Origin of the sequence: Amycolatopsis arida, assembly GCF_900115565.1 — a bacterium.
GTDB classification, from domain to species: Bacteria; Actinomycetota; Actinomycetes; order Mycobacteriales; family Pseudonocardiaceae; genus Yuhushiella; species Yuhushiella arida.
Window position 1 is genome coordinate 180,668 of sequence record NZ_FOWW01000002.1, and the last position, 20,416, is coordinate 201,083.

The 20,416-nt window shown below is 72.5% G+C and carries 23 protein-coding genes and 2 pseudogenes; 12 read left to right on the forward strand and 13 right to left on the reverse strand.

Going from position 1 to position 20,416, the window contains the following annotated elements; translation table 11 throughout:
* Complete coding sequence (locus BM051_RS05705) at window positions 1–921, reverse strand: RNA polymerase sigma-70 factor (protein ID WP_092528860.1); 921 nt, start codon at window positions 919–921, stop codon at window positions 1–3.
* On the reverse strand, window positions 918–2,276 hold the full coding sequence (locus tag BM051_RS05710; protein WP_243859183.1) for an NAD(P)/FAD-dependent oxidoreductase: 1,359 nt from the start codon (window positions 2,274–2,276) through the stop codon (window positions 918–920). The genes BM051_RS05705 and BM051_RS05710 overlap by 4 nt, the downstream gene beginning before the upstream one ends.
* Window positions 2,277–2,341: 65 nt before the next feature.
* Between BM051_RS05710 and BM051_RS05715 the strand changes: the two genes are divergently transcribed.
* Window positions 2,342–3,361: a methyltransferase gene (locus BM051_RS05715; protein ID WP_092528864.1), complete on the forward strand. Its 1,020-nt coding sequence runs from the start codon at window positions 2,342–2,344 to the stop codon at window positions 3,359–3,361.
* Here BM051_RS05715 and BM051_RS05720 read toward each other — a convergent pair.
* From BM051_RS05720 to BM051_RS05730, 3 genes are all read right to left on the reverse strand, one after another.
* Entirely contained in the window at window positions 3,312–4,283 is a 972-nt protein-coding gene (locus BM051_RS05720) for a GNAT family N-acetyltransferase (protein ID WP_092528866.1), read from the reverse strand. The two genes, BM051_RS05715 and BM051_RS05720, sit on opposite strands and share 50 nt — an antisense overlap.
* Before the next feature lie 198 nt (window positions 4,284–4,481).
* The gene (locus BM051_RS05725) at window positions 4,482–5,996 is read right to left on the reverse strand and encodes an FAD-dependent monooxygenase (protein WP_092528868.1); all 1,515 of its coding nucleotides are present in this window, start codon (window positions 5,994–5,996) and stop codon (window positions 4,482–4,484) included.
* Between the two features lie 378 nt (window positions 5,997–6,374).
* The gene (locus BM051_RS05730) at window positions 6,375–6,860 is read right to left on the reverse strand and encodes a carboxymuconolactone decarboxylase family protein (RefSeq protein WP_092528870.1); all 486 of its coding nucleotides are present in this window, start codon (window positions 6,858–6,860) and stop codon (window positions 6,375–6,377) included.
* A 252-nt stretch (window positions 6,861–7,112) separates the two neighbouring features.
* Here BM051_RS05730 and BM051_RS05735 point away from each other — a divergent pair, with 252 nt between their 5' ends.
* The 4 genes from BM051_RS05735 (at window position 7,113) to BM051_RS05750 (ending at window position 10,734) form a co-directional block, all read left to right on the forward strand.
* Entirely contained in the window at window positions 7,113–8,054 is a 942-nt protein-coding gene (locus BM051_RS05735; RefSeq protein WP_092528872.1) for an RNA polymerase sigma-70 factor, read from the forward strand.
* 138 nt (window positions 8,055–8,192) lie between these two features.
* Window positions 8,193–8,945, forward strand: a complete 753-nt coding sequence (locus BM051_RS05740; RefSeq protein WP_092528874.1) for a Clp protease N-terminal domain-containing protein — start codon at window positions 8,193–8,195, stop codon at window positions 8,943–8,945.
* A gap of 99 nt (window positions 8,946–9,044) precedes the next feature.
* Entirely contained in the window at window positions 9,045–10,019 is a 975-nt protein-coding gene (locus BM051_RS05745) for an asparaginase (RefSeq protein ID WP_092528876.1), read from the forward strand.
* A 100-nt stretch (window positions 10,020–10,119) separates the two neighbouring features.
* Window positions 10,120–10,734 carry a class I SAM-dependent methyltransferase gene (locus BM051_RS05750; RefSeq protein WP_092528878.1) on the forward strand — a complete coding sequence of 205 codons (615 nt, stop codon included), beginning with the start codon at window positions 10,120–10,122 and terminating at the stop codon, window positions 10,732–10,734.
* A gap of 27 nt (window positions 10,735–10,761) precedes the next feature.
* On the opposite strand, the gene BM051_RS05755 is transcribed toward BM051_RS05750, so the two are convergent.
* Together BM051_RS05755 and BM051_RS28925 are read right to left on the reverse strand one after the other, a co-directional pair.
* Entirely contained in the window at window positions 10,762–11,235 is a 474-nt protein-coding gene (locus BM051_RS05755; RefSeq protein WP_092528880.1) for a pyridoxamine 5'-phosphate oxidase family protein, read from the reverse strand.
* Window positions 11,232–11,480: a dihydrofolate reductase family protein gene (locus BM051_RS28925; RefSeq protein ID WP_092528882.1), complete on the reverse strand. Its 249-nt coding sequence runs from the start codon at window positions 11,478–11,480 to the stop codon at window positions 11,232–11,234. The genes BM051_RS05755 and BM051_RS28925 overlap by 4 nt, the downstream gene beginning before the upstream one ends.
* Before the next feature lie 116 nt (window positions 11,481–11,596).
* On the opposite strand from BM051_RS28925, the pseudogene BM051_RS30615 reads away from it, so the two are divergent.
* A pseudogene (locus BM051_RS30615) lies at window positions 11,597–12,097 on the forward strand (LysR family transcriptional regulator); the annotation flags it as partial.
* A gap of 50 nt (window positions 12,098–12,147) precedes the next feature.
* Window positions 12,148–12,465: a type 2 periplasmic-binding domain-containing protein gene (locus BM051_RS29680; protein ID WP_243859185.1), complete on the forward strand. Its 318-nt coding sequence runs from the start codon at window positions 12,148–12,150 to the stop codon at window positions 12,463–12,465.
* Window positions 12,466–12,502: 37 nt separating this feature from the next.
* Here the strand turns inward: BM051_RS29680 and BM051_RS05770 are convergent, their stop codons facing one another.
* Window positions 12,503–13,486 carry an aldo/keto reductase gene (locus BM051_RS05770; protein ID WP_092528886.1) on the reverse strand — a complete coding sequence of 328 codons (984 nt, stop codon included), beginning with the start codon at window positions 13,484–13,486 and terminating at the stop codon, window positions 12,503–12,505.
* Between the two features lie 123 nt (window positions 13,487–13,609).
* On the opposite strand from BM051_RS05770, the gene BM051_RS05775 reads away from it, so the two are divergent.
* Both BM051_RS05775 and BM051_RS05780 read left to right on the forward strand, forming a co-directional pair.
* A complete protein-coding gene (locus BM051_RS05775) occupies window positions 13,610–14,464 on the forward strand; it encodes a helix-turn-helix domain-containing protein (protein ID WP_092528888.1) in 855 nt (284 codons plus the stop codon).
* Window positions 14,461–14,904 (forward strand): PaaI family thioesterase, encoded by a 444-nt coding sequence (locus BM051_RS05780; RefSeq protein WP_092528890.1) that lies wholly within the window; start codon window positions 14,461–14,463, stop codon window positions 14,902–14,904. The genes BM051_RS05775 and BM051_RS05780 overlap by 4 nt, the downstream gene beginning before the upstream one ends.
* An 8-nt stretch (window positions 14,905–14,912) precedes the next feature.
* Here the strand turns inward: BM051_RS05780 and BM051_RS05785 are convergent, their stop codons facing one another.
* Window positions 14,913–15,320 (reverse strand): DUF1801 domain-containing protein, encoded by a 408-nt coding sequence (locus BM051_RS05785; protein ID WP_092528892.1) that lies wholly within the window; start codon window positions 15,318–15,320, stop codon window positions 14,913–14,915.
* Between the two features lie 120 nt (window positions 15,321–15,440).
* On the opposite strand from BM051_RS05785, the gene BM051_RS05790 reads away from it, so the two are divergent.
* On the forward strand, window positions 15,441–15,932 hold the full coding sequence (locus BM051_RS05790; RefSeq protein WP_092528894.1) for a pyridoxamine 5'-phosphate oxidase family protein: 492 nt from the start codon (window positions 15,441–15,443) through the stop codon (window positions 15,930–15,932).
* An 8-nt stretch (window positions 15,933–15,940) separates the two neighbouring features.
* Here the strand turns inward: BM051_RS05790 and BM051_RS05795 are convergent, their stop codons facing one another.
* From BM051_RS05795 to BM051_RS05805, 4 genes and pseudogenes are all read right to left on the reverse strand, one after another.
* Window positions 15,941–16,276, reverse strand: a complete 336-nt coding sequence (locus BM051_RS05795; RefSeq protein WP_092528896.1) for a helix-turn-helix domain-containing protein — start codon at window positions 16,274–16,276, stop codon at window positions 15,941–15,943.
* Between the two features lie 100 nt (window positions 16,277–16,376).
* Window positions 16,377–17,015 carry a maleylpyruvate isomerase N-terminal domain-containing protein gene (locus tag BM051_RS05800; protein WP_092528898.1) on the reverse strand — a complete coding sequence of 213 codons (639 nt, stop codon included), beginning with the start codon at window positions 17,013–17,015 and terminating at the stop codon, window positions 16,377–16,379.
* 83 nt (window positions 17,016–17,098) lie between these two features.
* Entirely contained in the window at window positions 17,099–17,305 is a 207-nt protein-coding gene (locus BM051_RS30455) for a Rossmann-fold NAD(P)-binding domain-containing protein (RefSeq protein ID WP_341770746.1), read from the reverse strand.
* Window positions 17,224–17,946 (reverse strand): annotated as a pseudogene (locus BM051_RS05805) (SDR family NAD(P)-dependent oxidoreductase); the annotation flags it as partial. The gene BM051_RS30455 and the pseudogene BM051_RS05805, both read right to left, overlap by 82 nt.
* On the opposite strand from BM051_RS05805, the gene BM051_RS05810 reads away from it, so the two are divergent.
* Together BM051_RS05810 and dnaN are read left to right on the forward strand one after the other, a co-directional pair.
* Complete coding sequence (locus BM051_RS05810; RefSeq protein WP_092528900.1) at window positions 17,945–18,790, forward strand: helix-turn-helix transcriptional regulator; 846 nt, start codon at window positions 17,945–17,947, stop codon at window positions 18,788–18,790. The pseudogene BM051_RS05805 and the gene BM051_RS05810 sit on opposite strands and share 2 nt — an antisense overlap.
* Window positions 18,791–18,839: 49 nt before the next feature.
* Entirely contained in the window at window positions 18,840–19,955 is a 1,116-nt protein-coding gene (gene dnaN, locus BM051_RS05815) for a DNA polymerase III subunit beta (RefSeq protein WP_092528902.1), read from the forward strand.
* The last annotated feature ends 461 nt before the right edge of the window (window positions 19,956–20,416 follow it).

Below are 20,416 nucleotides of genomic sequence, written 5' to 3' on the forward strand. Positions count from 1 at the left end.
TCACCGCGTCCTGATGTCGTGAGCGGTGCCGTCGGTGACGGCCTGGAGTTTGTCCGGGTTGGCCATGTTGTGGATGGCGATGATGCGGCCCTCGGCGTCGAAGTCGAAGGTGACGGTGGCGATCACGCGGTCCGGTCCGCTGAACACCATGCCGGGCCCGCCGTTGATCTCGACGAGTTCGGCGTTCATGTCGGCGGGCTTGACGCCCTGGTAGGTGACGGTGCCGATGGCTGCGAACCAGGCGGCCACCGTTTGTGCGCCCACGACCGGACGCATGGCCTGGCGGACCTTGCCTCCCCCGTCGGTCCACAGTGTGACGTCCGGCGACAGCAACTCCATCAAGGCGTTGACGTCACCACCGGTCGCCGCGGCGAAGAACCGCTCGGTGACCTTGCGCTGCCGTGAGCGGTCGGCGGTGAAGCGCGGCCGCTGGGCCCGCACGTGCTTACGAGCGCGGTGCGCGGCCTGCCGCACCGCGACTTCGGAACGCTCCACCGCCTCCGCGATCTCGGCATGGCTGAAGTCGAAGACCTCCTTCAGCACGAACACCGCGCGCTCGAGCGGGCTCAACGTCTCCAGCACCACCAGCATCGCCATCGACACCGACTCCGCGTCCAGAGCGGTCTCGGCGGCGTCCCCGCCGGTGAGGATGGGCTCCGGAAGCCACGGTCCCACATAGGTCTCCCGCTTGGGCCGGGTGGAGCGTAGTCGTTCCAGCGCCAGGTTCGACACGATACGCGTCAGATACGCCTTGGGATCGGCCACCTGCGAGCGGTCGGCGGCCGACCACCTGATCCAGGCGTCCTGGACCGCGTCCTCGGCGTCGGCCGCGGTGCCGAGGACGCGGTAGGCCACTGAGAACAGCAGGTTCCGATGCTGGTGGAACACCTGCTGGTCGCGGTCGACAGAAGGCCGGGTCACCGCGCATCCCGGACCCGCGTGAAGCGGCCGCCTCGGGGCCAGACCGCGCCCGAGGTGGGCATCTTCTTCATGCGGCCGAAGGTCGGCCAGGGCGAAGCGGTCACCATCTCCTTATACCGGGCCGCCAAGCGTCCGGTCAGATGGGTGCGGCGAGGGCTGTCGTCGGGGCGGGTGAACTGCACCACCGCGTCGTCACGGCCCAGGCTCACCGGCGTGTGGTAGTAGCCGAAGCGGAACGGCTTGGGCTGCTTGCCCCGCAACGCGCGGACGATCGACAACGCGGCGTGCACACCGGTCGGCATGCCGCCCTGGCAGGTGCCGTGCATGACGCCGTAGCCCTGGCGGATCGCGGCCGCGTCCCCCACCGCGTACACCTCCGGGTGCGACACCGACCGCAGCGCGTCGTCGGTGACGACGCGGCCGCGCTCGTCGACGGTCAACCCGGCGGCGGCCGCCAGCGGCGACACCCGCATACCGCTGGTCCACAGGACCACATCGGCAGCGACCGTTTCCCCGCCCACCAGCTCGACCGTATCGGGCAGCACCTTCACCACCTCGACCCCGCTGCGCACCTGGACGCCCAGCCGGTCGAGCGCGGCCTGAAGATACGCCTTGGCCTTCGGGTTCATGGCCGCACCGGGTTCACGTCGGCCCAGCAACACGACGTTCAGCTCCGGGTGTCGCTCGGCGATCTCCGCGGCCGACTCGACGCCAGTCAGCCCGCTGCCGGCGACCACCACGGTGCCGCTGCCCAGCCGCGCCAGCCGGTCGGCCAGCACCTCGGCGTCCTGTGCGCTGTTCAAGGTGTAAGCGTGATCCTCGACACCCGGCACGGCCGCCGTATCGGCCGCGCTGCCCAACCCGTACACCAGCGTGTCGTAGTGCAGGACCCGGTCGTCGTCGATCCGCACCGTCTTCGCGTCCGCGTCCACCGCCGTCACCCAGCCGCGCACGAACCGCACACCCGTGCCCTCCAGCAGTTCCGGAATGTCCAGCTCGGCAAGCTGCTGCCCGGTCGCCGTCATGGGCAGCCGCAACCGCTCGGTGAACCGCTCCTGCGCGTTCACCAGGGTCACCCGCACGTCCTCGCGCCGCTTGACCCGCGCCGCGAGCTGGATCGCCGCGGCCATGCCCGCGTAACCCGCACCCAGGATCACCACGCGGTGCACGGTCGTGCCTGCTTCGTGCTGTGCGCTCATCGTTCCGCCTTCCTCCACCGGCTGCTGACAACCACCAGATGCAAGCTGCCCGACCGTCCGTGACCCGAGGCCGGCGTGATACCCGACACAGTCGACTTGGCCATGGCCGCGATCCGCCGGGCCCTGCGCACACACCTGCCCGTCCACCTCCGTCACGCCCGCGGCGCCGCCCTCGCCGCCCGCAACCGATTCAGGGGCAGGACCGATCTCGGTTCACAGGCATGCCACAGTGCGTCTTCGTGGGACACAACGACAACGACGCGGACGCGCTCCGGCGCAGGGCCGGGCTGGCGACGCCGATGGCGTTGCGGGTCGCGGTGACCCTGGGCCTGCCGGACCGGCTCCTCGGCGGCGGCGCCGCCGCGGATCGACTCGCGGTCGAACTCGACGTTTCACCGGTCGCTCTCGATCTCCTGCTGGGTCACCTCACGACCCTCGGTGTCATGGAGCGGACATCCACCGGCTACCGGACCACCGAGTACGGAGCGAACCTCTGCGCCGATGCCGACCATGGCTTCACCAACATCCTCCTGCGTCTGGATTCCGCTGCCGGCCGCGCCGAACTAGCCTTTGTCGAACTCGCCCACAGCATCGCCACCGGCCAGGCGGCCTACCCACGCCGCTACGGCCAGGACTTCTGGGCCGACCTCGCCGAACATCCGCACCTGCGGAAGTCGTTCGACCGGCAGATGACCCTGCGGTTCCACGAGCAGATCCCGCGGATCGTCGCCAACTTCGACTGGTCCCAGTTCTCCACCATCGTCGACGTCGGCGGTGGCCGAGGCACCCTGCTCGCCGCGATCCTGACAGCCCACCCTCCGATGCACGGCCATCTCGTCGATCTCCCACCCACCGCGGCCGACGCCAGAAACACTTTCAGCGCGCACAACCTCGACGACCGAACCGAAGTAACCGCGGGCAGCTTCTTCGACCCGCTCCCGGCAGGGGCGGACGCCTACTTGTTGGTCGACATCCTCCACGACTGGGACGACGAGCACGCCCACCGCATCCTCGCCCGATGCGTCGAGGCCGCCCACCCAACCGGCCGCGTCCTCGTCATCGAACCAGTCGGAGGACAGCGAGCCACCACCGAGATGGACCTGGCCATGCTCGTGATCCACGGCGGCCACGAGCGCCGGATCGACGAGTTCCGCACGCTCGCCTCGGCACACGGACTGGCCCTCGACACCGTCACCGAGCTGACCGACCAACGCTGTCTTCTCGAGTTCTCGCGACCTTGATCTGCGGCAGGTCCCGGGACAACTGGCGAAAGCCGACGCCGTAGTACATGTTCCTGGCGGCCGGATGCGCCGGCGCGCCGAGACAGGCGACCAGCATGCGGTGCGCGCCGGCAGCCCTGGCCCGCCGCATACCGTACAGCTGCAACGCGGTACCCAATCCCCGTCGCCGGAACTCCCGGTGCGTGCCAACCGGCTCGAATTCAGCGGTTCGCGTCACATCGTCCAGCCAGACAATCGCGGTCGCGGCGAGCGTGCCGTCCGGTGCCTCGATCAGCACATGCAGATCGGCGCGATACGGCCAGGTCCGCCGGACCCGCTCGAACGCCGCCTCGGTGAGGCTGGACGGATACCACGCGTCCCGATGCGCCTTGACCGCGTCCGCTACCGAGACGTCCTCGGCCACCAGGAATCGGAAACCCGTGGGCGGCACCGGGTCCGGCAGGTCGGCCAGCTCCCGCACGTTGAGCTGCACCCAGGACCCGTTGTCCGAACCGGTTTCCGCGTCGAACGCGTAGCCGTGCGCGGCGACGCTGGCGCGCGCCTGGACGTCCGCGTCCTGTACCGTCAGCAACCGGTCGACGTCGCCCGCCACGTCGTCGTACCAGTCCAGGATCTCGGTCAGCAGCTCCGGCCGGTCCGGATGCACCTGCCAGATCAGGTTGGCCGCCTCGACCTCGAGGAACTTCCCATCGCCGCGCGGGACCCGATAGGGCAGATACACCCACGCCCACGCGGCCAGCCGGCCGTCGACAAACCAGAGCCGGTGCCGCCAGAACTGGCTGAGCGCGTCGACATCCTTGCCCCAGCCCCAGGCCAGTTCACCGACGGTCGCGTCGGCGTTCAACAGTTCCGGCCGCAGTGCGGTCACCTGTTGGGCCAGGCCCTGCATCAGCCGGAGCTCGGTCGGGCCGAGGTCCTTCATTCGGGCACTGTGGCAGCACCGGACCGTCCTGTCGAGGGAATTGGGTCAGGACAGCGCGGACCGGCCCTCCTCATCGTGGACCCGCGCGTCGAGCAGGGCGGCCGGAGGCGGCACCCGGGTGCCCGGTGCCGCCGTCCGCGTCCAGGCAACCGAACGCCTCCGCCGAGCGAACGCCCAGCCACCGTTCTCGAGACGAGCTCAGTCGGCGGCGGCGCCGAACCACCGAGGCAACTGGTCGAGCAGATCCTGCTGATCGTCACCCGCCCACGCCACATGGCCGTCCGGCCGGAGCAGCACGGCGGGCACGTCCAGTTCCTCGCTGACGTCGACGACGTGGTCGACCCGATTCGCCCACCTCGCCACCGAGAGCCGGCCGGTCTGGTCGAGCAGCAGTCCGCGGCCGCCGTGCATCCGCTCGTAGAGGCGGCCCCGCTTCAGCCCCACGTCCCGCATCCGCCGGCCGAGCAGGTCATGCCCCGCACCGAGGTCGTAGCGGACCCCGATCGCGGTGATCTTCTCGATCAGGTACCGGTTCACCTCCTCGAAGTCCATCAGTTCCGAGAGCAGCCGGCGCACGGCCCGGGGACCCGGCTCGGTGGACATCAGCTCGGTCTGCGCGCGGGTGTTGTCCAGCACGTCGGCGGCCACCGGGTGGCGTTCGGTGTGGTAGCTGTCCAGCAGCCCTTCCGGGGCCCAGCCGTTGACCTCGGCGGCCAGTTTCCAGCCGAGGTTGAACGCGTCCTGGATGCCGAGGTTGAGGCCCTGCCCGCCCAGCGGTGGGTGGACGTGCGCCGCGTCGCCGGCCAGCAGCACCTGGCCGACCCGGTAGCGCTCGGCCAGCCGGGTGGCGTCACCGAAACGGGACAGCCAGCGCGGTGAGTGCACGCCGAAGTCGGTGCCGGCGAAGGCCCGCAGCTGTCGCTTGACCTCCTCGAGGGTCGGTGGGATCGAGCGGTTCTCGGCCACCCCCTCCGCGGGCACGACGACGCCGAACACCCCGTCCCCGGAAGGGCCGACGCCGAACCCCTTGTGAGTCTCGCGGACTTCGGCCACCACGGCGGCCAGTTCCTCCGGTGGCACGGCCACCTCCATCTCGCCCCGCAGCCACTCGACTCTGGGCGGCTCGCCGGGGAAGCCGACGCCGAGCAGCGTGCGCACCGTGCTGCGGCCGCCGTCACAGCCCACGAGGTAGTGCGAGCGCAGCCGCGTGCCTCCCTCTCCTGCGGCGGCTACGCCCCCACTGCCGGGGGGACCCCCATCGGCTACGCCCTCATTGGCGGGGGTGCCCCCACTGGCCAGCTCGACGGTCACCCCGTCGGCGTCCTGGCTCAGCCCGACCAGTTCGCAGCCGCGCCGGATCTCGGCGCCGAGTTCGGTGGCGCGCTCGGCCAGGAGGCGCTCGGTCGTGGGCTGCGGGATGCCGAGGAGGTAGGAATGCGCGGTGTCCAGCCGGTCCGGCCACGGCTTGTCGATGCCGGCGAAGTTGTGCGGATAGCCGCTGAGCGCGTACCGCTGGCCGTGCGCGAGGAACCGCTCCAGCAGACCGCGCTGGTCCATCACCTCGACACTACGCACGTGCAGGCCGAGCGCACGGACCTGCCTGGTCGGCTCCGCCTCCTTCTCCAGCACGAGCACGTGCACACCGTGCAGCCGCAACTCGCTGGCCAGCATCAGCCCGGTCGGTCCGCCGCCGGCAATGATCACGTCGATCATGAAACCCCCCTCGTTCGACAAGTCACCTTTCGGCCAGTTGCTCCGCGATCCGGCAATGCGCATCCGCGAGCACATAAACGTCACGAATCCCTGATTCCCCAGGCCCTGGCCCGGCCGGAGATTCTGCGGCACGACCCGGGTCTTGCCGCAAGACCCCCGGTGCGCTGTATGGTGAAGGTGGCAGGGAGCTGGTGCTCCTGACCTTTCGCGTCCGATGTGGACCAACAAGCTCCCCTCGAGGTGATGACGCGCCACGCACGCCGATCCGGCCCTGCCGCGGTTCGGCCACGCGTTCCGGGAGCGGCGTAGCAGGGTCCGGAGATGCGCGGGCCCGGACCAGATCGAATGGTCCTGGTCCGGGCCGGGTTCGCCGGCCGATCAGCTTGTCATGCTGGCGAACATTCCGGGCTCGTAGGAACCCGCCGGGTTGCGCACGATGACGTTGAGCCGGTTGGCCGCGTTGATCAGGGCGACCAGGGACACCAGCGCGGCGAGCTGGTCGTCGTCGTAGTGCTCGCGTACCTGGGACCAGGTCTCGTCGGACACGCCGTGGTGGATGTCGGCGATCCGGGTGCCCTCCTCGGTGAGCGCCAGCGCCGCCCGCTCGGCCTCGGTGAACACCGTGGCCTCGCGCCAGGCGGCGACCAGGTTGAGCCGGACCGGGGTCTCCCCGGCGGCCGCGGCCTCCTTGGTGTGCATGTCGGTGCAGAGGCCACAGCCGTTGATCTGGCTGGCCCGGATCTTGACCAGCTCCTGGGTGGCCTTCGGCAGTGGCGACTCGTCGATCACCAGGCCGGCGTTGAGGAACCGTTTGGCGAACTTCGTGGCGATCTCGTTGTCGAACAGGTTGAGTCGGGCTTCCATGGTTTCGTCCTCGCTCGTGGTGTTGGGTGCTGCCGCACTGGACGAACACGAGATGCCGGCGACCCGAACCTTGTGACAGCGCGGCTACGTGACGGGCACCACAACCCGGCGGCGCCCGGTGGTGACATCCGAGGCCGGCCCGGTGTCACATGAGCAGCGGGTGACAAGGATTGACTACGGTCGGCGGTGTCACACGACGGCGGGCTCCGGTGTCTGGTGGGTGACCCAGTCGAGAGTGGAGAGGAGCCACCCATGGCCGGCACGCCGCGGACCGCACCCGACGATCGCGGCGGGAGCACGCGCCGGGACGACCGCGCGGACCCCGCCACCGAGGCGTTCCTCGCCCACCGCAACCTGCTGTTCACCGTCGCCTACGAGATGCTCGGCTCGGCCGCCGACGCGGAGGACGTCCTGCAGGAGACCTGGCTGCGGTGGGCCGGAATCGATCTCGACACCGTACGGGCCCCGCGTGCGTACCTGGTCCGGATCACCACCCGCCAGGCGCTCGTCCGGCTGCGCACGCTCGACCGCCGCAAGGAGTCCTACGTCGGCCCCTGGTTGCCGGAGCCGCTGCTCACCGCGCCCGACGTGGCCGAGGACGTCGAGCTGGCGGACAGCGTCTCGATGGCGATGCTGCTGGTGCTGGAGACGCTTCCGCCGACCGAGCGGGCGGTGTTCGTGCTGCGCGAGGTGTTCGCCCTGGCCTACGACGAGATCGCGGAAGCCGTCGACAAGAGCCCTGCCGCGGTCCGCCAGATCGCGCACCGGGCGCGGGCCCACGTCGCGGCGCGCCGGCCACGCGGGGTCGTCTCCGCGGCCGAGACCCGGGGCGCGATCGAGGCGTTCCAGCGGGCGGTCGAGACGGGCGACCTGCAGGGCCTGCTCGACATCCTCGCGCCGGATGTCGTCCTGCTCGGCGACGGTGGCGGAGTCAAGCAGGCCGTCCCGCGGCCCATCGTGGGAGCCGACAAGGTGGCCCGCCTGCTGGCCGCCGGGCTGGGCAGGATCCCGGCCTCGGCGTCGCTGCGGCCGGCACAGGTCAACGGCTACCCGGCGCTGATCCTCCGGCAGAGCGGCGAGATCGACACCGTCCTGGCGGTGCGCGTCGACGACGGCCTCGTCACCGGGCTCTACGCCGTGCGCAATCCCGAGAAGCTGTCGCACATGGAGCGCGAGACCACCCTGTGCCGCTGAGTGCCGGTGGCGTCGCTCGGCGCGGCCGGAGCCACCGCTACTCCCTACGGCCCACCGACCAACCCTTCCTTGACACTAACCCCTTGTGGGGTTATGAAAGGGGGTAGATCGAGTTCGACTGGTGCGAGGAGCGGCCCGGTGCCGAAGATCAACGTCTACCTGCCCGACGAGCTGGCCGAAGGGGTGAAGTCGACCGGCGTGCCGGTCTCGGCGATCTGCCAGCGGGCGCTGGAGCAGTCGGTGCGGTGGGTGAGCGCGATCCGGGCGACCGTGCTGGGCGACCTGGAGACCGACGACCCGACGGCCCAGCTCTCCCAGTTCACCGAACGCACCCGCACCGTGATCAGGCTGGCGATCGAGCGGGCGCGGGCGAGCGGTGCCGCCGGCGTCGGCACGGAGCACCTGCTGCACGGGATGCTCGCCGAAGGGACCAACCTCGCGCTGCGGGTGCTGCACGCGATGGAGACCGACCCCGATCACGTGGCACGAGCGCTGGCCAACGCCTCGCCCACCTCGCCGGAGAGCCCGGACGGTCCACCGGCGACACGGTTCAGCGGACCCGCGGCCAACGCGCTGGAGCTGACCGTGACCGAGGCCCTCGCGCTGGGGCACAACTACGTCGGGTGCGAGCACCTCCTGCTCGGTCTGGTCGGCGAACCCGACGGAACCGCCGGGCAGGTCCTGCGCGAGCTGGGCGTCGACCTGCGCGCCGCCCGCCGGACGGTCGTGGCCGCGCTCACCGGCTACGCCCACCTCCGCGCCCAACCGGGCGCCACGCCCCCGGCGGACGCGGCGGCCACGATCGCCACCGCCGTCCGCAGGGAGCTGCGCCCCGTCCTCGCCCGCCTCGAGCGGCTGGAGCGGCACGCCGGCCTGACCACCGAGAACTGAGACGTCCATGATGGAATCCGTCGTGCGACGCCTCCTGTGGTCGGCCTGGGTCGCCCTGCTGACCGCGATGCTGGTGGTCACCACGCTGGGAGCGGCGTGATGGCACGCGTGCTCCTGGTGTCCACGGGCGACACGATCGCCCACCGCCAGCACTCCGGCCGGCCCGCGATCGCGACGGCGACCGAGCTGCTCGCCGCCGTGGCGGCGCACCTCCCCACGGTGGACGTGCGGGGCGAGGACGTCATGGCCGAGCCGAGCTGGGACACCTCCCCGGCCACGATGCTCGCACTGGCCCGCCGGGTTCGCGCCGCACTGGTGGACGACGGGTTCGACGGCGTCGTCGTCGCCCACGGGGTCGACACTCTCGAGGAGACCGCCTTCCTCACCGATTTGATGGCGGGCCCCGCCGCCACCCGTGGCGGGATCGTGTTCACCGGCGCCACCCGCTGCCTGGACGACCCCGCCGCCGACGGCCCGGCCAACCTGGCTTCGGCCATCACCGCGGCCGCCGACCCCGCCACCCGCGGGCTCGGCGCCCTCGTGTGCTTCGACCGGCGACTGCACGCCGCCCGCTGGGCGAGCCTGGCCGACATCAGCGGCGCGTCGGCGTTCTCCTCGGCACCGCACCCGCCACTCGGGCACGTGACCCGCGCCGGCCGCGTCACCATCACCGCGGCCCCGCCGGCCCGGCCAGCACCCGTCGAGGGGGCACCGGAGTCCGACGTCGCGCTGATCAAGACCTACCCCGGCGTTCCACCGGCGCTGCTCACCACCGCGGCCGACGCGGGCGCGCGCGGCATCGTGCTCGAAGGAACCGGAGCGGGAAACGTCCCCGTCGAGCTGTTCACCACCATCGGCGAGCTCACCGAATGGGACATCCCGATCGTCCTCGCCTCCCGCGCCCGCACTGCCCCGGCGGCCCTCGACGACACCCACGCCGGGACCGGCCTCGCCACCAAGGTCGGCGCCATCGGCGCCCGCGGCCTCGGCCCCACCCAGGCCCGCGTCGCCCTCATGGTCGCCCTCGGCGCCGGCGGAGTGACCGCCGTCCGCGACTGGTTCGCCCAGCTCTGACCCCGGCCAGCTTTGCGGTTCTGGCAAGGACCTTTGTCAACCACTGAGCGAAAGGCGCAGGGTGGGCAGCGGTAACTCCCCGACCACCGAGGCAGGGCACATGGACACGCGGGTTTTCTGGGACGAGCGGTACGGCAGCCGTGACCAGCTGTTCAGCGGCGCACCCAACGGCGCACTGGTCACCGAGGTCGCCGACCTGCCGCCGGGGCAGGCACTCGACGTCGGATGCGGCGAGGGCGCCGACGCGCTCTGGCTCGCCCAGCGCGGCTGGCGGGTCACCGCGGTGGACATCTCCCGGGTCGCGCTTCGCCGCGCCGCCGCCGCGGCCACGGACGTCGCCGGTCGCGTGGCATGGCTGTGCGGCGACCTGACCACAACGCCACCACCGGCCGGCGCGTTCGACCTGGTGAACGTCCAGTACTTTCCGCTCCCCCGCCAACCGCACCACGCCGCGTTACGCCGCCTGCTGGACGCCGTCGCCCCCGGCGGCACCCTGCTCTTCGTCGGCCACGCCCCCGCCGACCTCCCGCACCAGGACGGCAACGGCTCCACATCGGACGACTACGACCAGCCCGGTGACGTCGCTCGACTCCTCGACGACGGCTGGGTCGTTCAGGTCGACGAGACCCGACCGCGCACCAATCCCACGGTCACACCCCACACGCACGACACCGTCCTGCGGGCACGCCGCCTCCGCGCCGAGGAGCACCGGTAGCGGTCGCTGCGTGCGTCGCCGGACCGGTCACGGGGGCGCGACGGCCAGCCGCGTGTCCGTGACGTTGTCGAAACGGGTGTCTCCGCCCCGGATGAGCACGAAGTGTTGGGTGACCTCGGCCTGGTAGATCCGCAGGGGGCCGGGCGGTTCGACCGTGCCGGGCCGGAGCCGGCGATCACGCGGCAGGCGGGCGTTGAGCAGGGCGAGGGCCGCCGTCCGGCCGCGATCGCCGAGCGGGCCGGCGGTCGCCTCCAGGTAGAGGGCCTCGGCACCGCCGATCGGCGCGTGGGAGTCGAAGATCGTGATCGCGACCGCCGGCCGGGCGGCGATGTTGCGCGAGTGCCGGCTGCCGGGCGCCGACACCCAGAGCAGGCGCCGCGTTCCGTCGGCCGCGTAGAACACGGGAGTGACCCACGGGCGGCCCTCGGCGTCGGCGGTCCCGAGCACCAGATAGTGGTGCTCGGCGAGCAGCCGCGGCACGGTGTCCCACACGGTGATCACCCGCGCACGCGGTAGGTCAGGTGCACGGCGGCCGGGGTCGGCACCGAGTCGATCAACTCCAGCTCGTGTCGTGCCGCCGTGGCGTGCGGGAACAACGGCGTTCCGCCGCCGAGCACGACCGGCGCGACGTGCGGGACGAGCACGTCGACCAGGCCGTGCTCGAGATCGGTCCCCGCAGCGGTCACGTACCCGTCCAGGGACATCGACATGTCCACGACCACGTCACCGCGTCGCCAGTCCGTCATTCGGTCCTCCAGATCGCTCGATGTGGTCCGGCCCAGCCAGGATGAACGGTGAGCGGCTGATCAACGACGAGATCTGTCACAATTGTTCGCGCGGGCTGAAGAATGCGGGGCCACGAATGCGGGGGTTGGAACGGCAGGACATCGAGGTGTTCCTCGCCCTGGCCGACGAACTGCACTTCGCCCGCACGGCGCGGCGCCTGCACATCGCCCCGGCATCGGTCAGCCAGACGATCAAGAAGCTGGAGCGCCGGTTCGGCGCGCCGCTGTTCACCCGCACCACTCGCCGGGTGGAGCTGACCCCGCTGGGCCGGCAACTCCTCGACGACCTGCGCCCGGCCTACGCACGGGTCCAGGCCGCGACAGCGCGGGCGACGGCCGCCGGCCACGGCATCACCGGAGAGCTGCGCGTCGGCTACATGTCCGCGGCCGTGGCCCGCTGTGTCGTGGAGCTGACCGAGACGTTCCGCGAGCGGACTCCGGGGTGTCGGACGAGCATCCGCGAGACGGCGTTGGCCGACCTGTGTGGGCCACTGCGCAGGGTTGAGGTCGACGTGTCCGTGCTGCCGCTGCCCGTCGACGAACCGGACCTCACGGTCGGGCCCGTGCTGCTGTCCGAGGCCGCGATGCTCGCCGTCCCCACCGACCATCCGCTGGTCCGGCGTGCCCCGTGTCGACCGACGACCTCGTCGGCCGGACCGTCCTGTTCGCCCAGAACCTCCCGGAGTACTGGGTCGACCACCACCTGCCCGCCGCGCGTTCGGCGGTGGAGATCGTCACCCTGCCCGGTTTCCGGGAGATCCTGGCCTATGTCACCTCCGGCTCCGGCGTCGCCGTCGTCGGCGCCCAGGTCGAGCACCTCTACCCACGCCCCGGGCTGACCTGCGTGCCCCTCGCGGGCGAGCCCAGCTTCGACTACGCGCTAGTCTGGCGCACCGACCAGCTCGGCGCGCTCGCCGAGGCGTTCCTCCACCAGGTGGCCAGCTGACAGAGGAACGCCTCGGAAGGCTCGACGAACCGGCGGTTCAGCCCGGGCCGCGGCCGTCGACGCGGGTCGCGGTGTCGCCGAACACGAAGGGGTTGGTCTCGCACTCCGCGATGAAGTCACCGGGGAAGCCGGGCTCGAACTCCACCGCCGCCTCCAGCCGCCGGACCGCGTCGTCGGGCAGGGTGAGCTCGACGGCGCCCACGTTCTCGACCACCTGCTCGGTGCTGCTCGCGCCGACCAGTGGCAGCACCGCGTGGGACCTGGCACGTGTCCACGCGATCGCCACCTGCGCCGGGCGCGCGCCCAGCTCGTCGGTGACGTCCCGGACGGCTCGCGCCGCCGCGCGCTCCCGCGGGGTGAGCGCCGCCGCGTCGACCCGGCGCCGCTCCTCCGGGGCGCCGGACAGCACCCCCGAGGCCAGCGGCGCCCACGCCGCCACGCTCATCCCCAGCGCCTCGGCCATCGGCAGCAGCTCCCGCTCGACGTCCCGGCGCAGCAGGTTGTACGGCACCTGCAGCCCGGCGAACGGCGTCCAGTCGCGCCACTCGGCCAGCGTGTTCGCGCGGACGACCACCCACGCCGGCGCGTCGGAGATCCCCACGTACAGCACCTTGCCCGCGCGCACGGCGTCGTCCAGCGCGCGCATGGTCTCCTCGATCGGGGTGTGCCGATCCCAGATGTGCACCCAGTAGATGTCGACGTGGTCGGTGCGCAGCCGGCGCAGGCTCCGCTCCAGCGACAGCCGCAGGTTCTTGCGGTGGTTGCCCGACGCGTTCGGATCGGCCGCGTCGCGCGACAGGGTGTACTTGGTGGCGATGACGAACCGGTCGCGCCGCTCGACGACCTCGCCGAGCATGCTCTCGCCGTCGCCGTAGGCCGAAGCGGTGTCGAGGACGTTGCCGCCGGCGTCGGCGTAGGCGTCGATGATGCGGCGGCACTCGCGACGATCGTCGAGCACCATGGTGCCGAGGAGGAGCTCGGAGACCCGCAGGCCGGTGTTGCCGAAGAGCCGGTAACGCATGCTCAGGCCCCCTTCCGCGAGCGGCCGGGAGTTCCGTGGATCGATGTCATGTCGCCAGCCTGGCCGGTTCGGTTCGCCGGAGGGAGGCCGTGCCAGGGCCCCCTTCCGCCTAGACTGCCGATCATGAGCGACAACGCGCTCGGCGGTTTCCTGCGCGCCCGGCGGGAGGCGATCACCCCCGCCGAGGTCGGGCTCCCGGAAGGACCCCGCCGGCGCGTCCCCGGCCTGCGCCGCGCGGAACTGGCCGACCTCGCGGGGATCAGCGTCGAGTACCTGACCCGCCTCGAGCGCGGCCGCGACCGCAGCCCGTCCGGCCAGGTGCTCGGCGCGCTCGCCGACGCCCTCCGCCTCTCCCCCGACGAGCGCGTGCACCTGTACCGCCTGGTCAAGGCCGCCACCGGCGCGGTGTGCGCGCAGGCGGCGGCGCCGGCGCGCTCCGTGCGCGCGGGCGTGCGGGCGCTGCTCGACCGGCTCGGCGACACGCCGGCGTTCGTCACCGACCCGGCGGGTGACGTGCTGGCGTTCAACGCCGGCTTCTCCGCGCTCGCCGCGCCGGTCGGGCTGCTCGACGACGAACCGGCCAACCTCGCGCGCTTCGTGTTCGCCGATTCCCGGGCGCACACCGCGTTCCCCGAGTGGGACCGGGTGGCGGACGAGTGGGCCGCCGCGCTGCGGGCCGCGGCCGACCTCGGCGAGCGCGCGGCGGTCGCCCTCGCCGAGGAGCTGTCCGTCACCGCGGGCGGCGAGTTCACCCGGCGGTTCGCGGCCTCCGCCGTCCTGCCGGCCTGGACGGGGACCGAGCGGTGGCGGCTTCCGAGCGGCGACACGCTGCGCCTCGCCTACGAGAGCCTCCCGCTGCCCGGCACGGACGAGCACCGGCTCGTCGTCTACCTCCCCGCCGACGCCAGCGGCTGCGCGCACACCGCGTCAGCGGGGAGCCGCGCCGTGTCGGTCCCGGCTGGGACACTCTCGGTATGAGCGAGGACTCGACGCCCCGGACCGGCCCGTTCTGGGACATCGTGGCGGGAAGGGTGCCGATGCCGCCGGCGGCGCGGACCCTCGGCTGGACGCTGGAGTCGGTCTCCCCGGAGAGCGGCGAGATCGAGGTGTCGTTCACCGCGCGCGACGACTTCGTCAACGGGTGGGGAACCGTGCACGGCGGCTACCTCGCGGCGATGCTGGACGACACGCTCTCGCCGGCGCTCGTCGCCGGCCTGGCACCGGACGAGGTCGCGCTCACCCTCGAGCTGAAGGTCAGCTACCTCCGGCCGGCCGTGCCCGGCCCGCTGCGGGGCCGGGGCCGGGTGGTGCACCGCACCGGCTCGACCGCGTTCCTGGAGGGAGCGCTGCTCAACCCGGACGGCCGGCTACTCGCCACCGCCACGGCGACGGCGCGGATCACCCGCGCCAGGACCTGAGCGCCGGGTCACCCCGAGGTCTCGCCGCGCGCCCTGAGCGTGCGCCAGCCACCGGCGCGGTTGTCGGCGATGATCTGGCGGAACATCGCGAGCAGCGCCGGCTCGTTGATCGGCTCGCCCGCACGGAAGGCCACCCTGCGGGCGGTCTTGTTGTCGTGGCCGTCGGTGATGATGCCCTCGGGGTCGGGCACGATGCCGCCGTCGTAGAGGAACACGTTGACGTGGTTCTTCGCGGCGAGCAGCGCGCAGACGTTGCCGTCCAGCACGAAGTAGGGCTGGACGGTCCGCTTGATCGTCTCGGTGACCTCGGGGTCGGCGGCGTGCACCAGCTCGCGGACCCGCTGGCAGATCTCCTGTTGCCAGGCGGGCAGCGCCGCGAGGTAGGCGTCCACCGGAGGGTCGGCGACGTAGGACATGGGGGCTCCTTATCCCGTCGGAGGCGCCCAGTGAACCAGGAGGGGCGCCGCGCGGAAAGGCGCGCACTCGGCGGCAAACCCCGCCATGACCTGACGGGGTTCCCGGCTACCGTCGGCGGCATGACGATGTGGACCGAGTTCGCCGCGGCCGCGCCACGGATCGCCGCCACCTTCACCCGCCGGCACGCCGCCACCGGGAACCTGTGCTTCCTGGCCACGGTCCGCCAGGACGGCTCGCCCCGGATCAGCCCGATGGAGCCGCGGTTCTTCGAGGACCGGTTGTGGCTGATCGGCATGCCGGACACCGCGAAGTTCCGCGACCTGGCCCGTGACCCGCGGTTCTGCCTGCACACCGCCACGGTCGACACCGAGGTCAAGGACGGCGACGCGAAGCTGTGGGGCGTGGCGCGCGACGTGCGGGACACCGCGCTGCACCAGCGCTTCGCCGAGGCGCTGTTCGCCGAGACCGGCTTCGACCTCCGCGGCCGGGAGTTCGACCATTTCTACGCGGCCGAGCTGACCGGCGCGTCGTCGGTCGAGGTCGGCGGCGACCACCTGAAGATCACCGTCTGGAAGCCGGGCCGGCCGGAGTACGTGGTCGAGAAGCGCTGAGCTTCCACTCACCGGGAGCCGACGACGGTGAACGGCAGCGGCCGGGTGGGAACGTACTCGGCCGGGGTGCTGCCGGTCAGCGCGCGGAAGTCCCGGTTGAGGTGCGCCTGGTCGGCGTAGCCGCGGAGTTGCGCGACGGCCGACCACGGCGGCGGAGTGGGGCTGGTCAGCAACGTCACCGCGCGGTGGAGCCGGGCGATCCGCGCCACGACCTTGGGCGACAGCCCGACCTGTGCCCGGAAGCGGGCGGCCAGGTGCTGCCGGGACCAGCCGACCTCGCCGGCCAGCGCCTCGATCCGCACCCGCCCATCGCTGGCGACCAGCCGCCGCCACGCGCCGAGCACCGGCGCCGTTAGCCGCGGGCCGTCGGCGAGCCAGGCCCGAGCGGGTCGACCACCACGTGCTCGACTTCGTGCGCCGTCAGGGGGTTGAGCCGGACGTGCTTCAGAAGGCGGCGATGGTGCTCGGGGCGCGTTCGGCGCGGCTGAGCGCGCGCAGGACGGCCGTCGGGCCGTGGCGGCGCACCGCCAGGCGGGACAGCAGGTCGACCACCGTCTCCACGGCGCCCGGTGGGAGCTCGGGCGTCGTCACCCCGACGCTCACCGCCAGGTCGTCCGAGTGCACCGCGAGCTCCATCAGCCGGGTGACCAGCAGGTCCTCGAGCATCAGCGACCACGGCCCCCACAGCGGGATCCGCACCGGTCGCTCCGGTGCCGTCGCCAACGCGTCGGTCAGCTCCGACACGGTCGCGTCCACCCGATCGGCCAGCGCCGCCGCGCCGGGAGCGGCCACGTGCTCGCCGCCCTGCCGGATCCGCACGTTGACCTCGTCGTCGAGGTCGGCGTCGACCCACTTCGCCCGGTCGTAGTGCTCCAGCAGGGAGAGCGTCGGCTCCTCCGGCACCGGGTCGGCCAGCGCGCTGGCGACCGTCAGCACCTGGTAGGCCAGGTGCCCGGCAAGGCCGGCCACACCGAACCCCGGCAGGGCACTCGGCTCGCGCCAGGCGACGGCCACCGCCGGCTCGCGGAGCAGCCCGGCCGCCGACCGGGCCGCCGCCAGGAAGTCGTCCCGCGCACCAGCCATCACGCCTCCTCACCCCGGCGCCGGTCGGGTCCGGCGCGCCGAGGCCAAGGCTGCCACACTGAGGGGCCGCACAGCCCCAAGGTTCACCAGGGCAGCACCACCGACTCCGGGTCACCGTCCGGCACGAACGGTGGTCCCCACAGCACACCGGTGGGACCGTCCGCGCCGAGGGTGGCCAGCTCGACCACCACCCGCGCGCCCTGCTCGGCCGTGCGGAAGCCGCTGTGGCCATTGAGGTCGTCGCGCAGTAGCCGGGGTTCGCGGCGTTCACCGTGATCGGGGTCTCCCACAGCCGCTTGGCGTACATCGCGGTGACCATGTTGACCGCGGCCTTCGACGCGGGGTAAGGAACGGTGTCCATCGTCCACAACGGACTCTTTCGGTCCAGCATGGTCGTCATCGAGCCGACCTCGCTGGAGACGATGACGATCCGCGCCGCCGGCGCCTTCCGCAGCGCCGGTAGGAACGCGTCAGTGACCGCGACGAGCCCGAAGACGTTGGTGTCGAACACCTCCCGCAGCACCTCGCGAGCGGCCGCGCCCGGTTGGCCCTCGACACGGGCGATCCCGGCGTTGTTGACCAGCACGTCCAGCCGGCCGAACTCCTCGCTTACCCGCGCCGCGGCCGCCGCGACCGAGTCGTCGTCGGTCACGTCCAGCGGCACGTGCCTGGCGTCGACGTCGCCGGCCCGCAGCTCCGCCTCGGCCTTCGCGCCCCGCTCGGCGTCGCGCGCGCCGAGCAGCACGGTGGCGCCCCGCTCGCCGAGCAGCCGCGCGGCGGCGAACCCGATCCCCTTGTTCGCCCCAGTGATCAACACGATGGTGTCCATACCCCCAGGCTTCCCCCCGCGCGCCGCCCATGGGAGAGCGTGCCCAGCCTGGTACCGGCGGTACCACCCCGGCGGAGCCCGCGTGCGGCATCCTGGAGCCATGGGTGCGGCGAACCGGGACGAGGCGGCCAAGTTCCTCCGCGCGCGGCGCGCGCGGCTCCGGCCGGCCGACGTGGGCCTTCCCGACGTCGGCCGGCGCCGGACGCCCGGGTTGCGGCGGCAGGAGGTGGCCCAGCTCGCCGGGATCTCCGTGGACTACTACGTCCGGCTCGAGCAGGCCCGCGGCGCGCGCCCCTCCCGGCAGGTGCTCGCCGCGCTGGCCCGCGCGCTCCTGCTCACCGCCGACGAGCGCGAGTACCTGTTCCGCGTCGCTGGGGAGGCACCGCCGCCGACCGCGGGCCCGAGCCGTGAGGTGCCCGCCGGCATCCGTCACCTGCTGGCGACCCTGCCGAACCCGGCGTACGTGCTGGACGCGACCTACGAGCTGCTGGCATGGAACCGGCTGGCCACGCACTTCCTCGGCGATCCGGCCGCGCCGGGCGCGGAGCGCAACGTCATCAGGGTGATCTTCCGCCGGCCCGACGACGACCCGCACTGGGACTCCCCGGCATCGGTCGGGTTCGCCATGGCCACGGTCGCCGACCTGCGCGCGGCGATGGCCCGCTACCCCGGCGACCGCGGGATCGCCGAGCTGGTCACCGAGCTGACCGCGACATCGGCCCGGTTCACCGAGATGTGGAACGAGCACCACGTCCAGGTGCGCCGGAGCATGGTGAAGCACATCGTGCACCCCACGGTGGGGCCGCTGGAGCTGGACTGCCAGATGCTGCACATCGCCGACACCGACCAGCGCCTGGTGATCTACACCGCGCCACCCGGCTCGCCCACCGAGGCCGCGTTCCGCGAGCTGACCACCCGGGACACGCCCACGCTGGCGGACGTCTGACCTTCCCGACTGCCGCGTTCCCGTCGGTGGTTCCCGGTACCGTCCCACCATGGACCTCACCGCCACCACCGCCACACTCGCGACCACCACCGCCCAGGTGGCCGCGCTGCTGCCCGGCCGGGTGCCCAACCCGGTGCTCGGCGGCGTGCTGCTCACCGCCGACGCGCACGGCGTGGTGCTCGCCGGCAGCGACCGGGAGCACGGCCTCCGGCTGACCCGCACGGCGCTGGTGCACGCCGAGGGGCGGGCGCTGGTGGCGGCCAAGCCACTGGCGGAGACGCTGCGCGCGCTGGACGCCGACCAGGTGCGGCTGGTGGTCGAGGGGCCACGGCTGGCGGTCCGCACCCCCACCGCGCGGTTCGCGCTGCCGCTGCTGGACACCGACGCCCATCCCGGTGTGCCGGCCCCGCCGCCGGTCACCGGAAGCGTGCGTGGGGAGGCGTGGCGCCGGGCCGTGCTGGCCGTGGCGCCCACCGCGTCCCGCGACGGCACGCTGCCGATCTTCACCGGCCTGCGGCTGTGGGCCGAGGGCGACCGACTCGTCCTGCTGGCGACCGACCGCTACCGGATGGCCATGGCGGAGCTGCCGTGGCGACCCGAGCCGAACGCCTCCCGGCTCGACCTGCTGGCCCCCGCCGGAGTGCTGGCCGACGTCGCCAAGCAGGTGGGTCGCGGAGAGACCGTCGCACTACACGCCGACCCGGACCGGGTCGGGCTGACCTGGGCAACCGACTCGTTCAGCACGGCGCTGCTGGCCATGCCCTTCCCGGACGACCGGGCCCGCCGGCTGCTGGAGTCGGTGGTGGCCGGCACCGCCGACGTGGACGCCGACACGGTGGCCGCCGCCGTGCGCAGGGCCGCCCCCTACGGCGGGCCGCACGGCACCGTGACCCTGGCGGCGGCCGACGGCGAGCTGCGGGTGCGCGGCAACGACCCGCAGGCGGGCGAGTCGGAGGAGACGGTGAAGGCGACGGTGTCCGGCCACCACGGCACGACCGTCTACCAGGCGCGGTACCTCCTGGACGCGCTCCGTCCGTTCGCCGGACGGTCGGTGCGGATGGGCTTCCAGGAGGGCCTGCGCCCCACCGTGCTCACCGCTGGCCCCGACGAGGACGAGGTGGACCTGACCTACCTGGTAGTCCCGATGCGGCCACCCGGCGAGTAGTGGGTGCTGTCGGGCCGGTTGTGCCAGGCTCGGCTCCGGTGGTGGCCAGCGGGCCAGCACTCCCGGCGACTGACCCAGCCGGCGGTGCCGAGGCACCCGGCCCACGGCACGGCACCGGCCCTCGGTAGCGGGAAACCGCGACATCACGGCGACGATCCACCCTCTTTGCTTCCGAGCAGCCCAACTCCCACTGCCTGGCCAACTCTGTTCCCTACCTGCCCAACTCTCCCCTGCGTGCCCAACTGCCCAACTCGCTCTCCCTCGGCAGCCAATCCCTCCCAAGCCCACGACGGCAACCACCTCACCCACCGCAACACCACATCCCCACCTCAACCCCAAACCACACCACCTCCCCGAGGCGACCACCGAATCCGAGCCGGATGGGTGATTCCGTGGCGACCACCCAAGCAAGACGACCCGTGGGTAGGAATCACCCATCCGGAACCGTTCCTGGGCCCAAC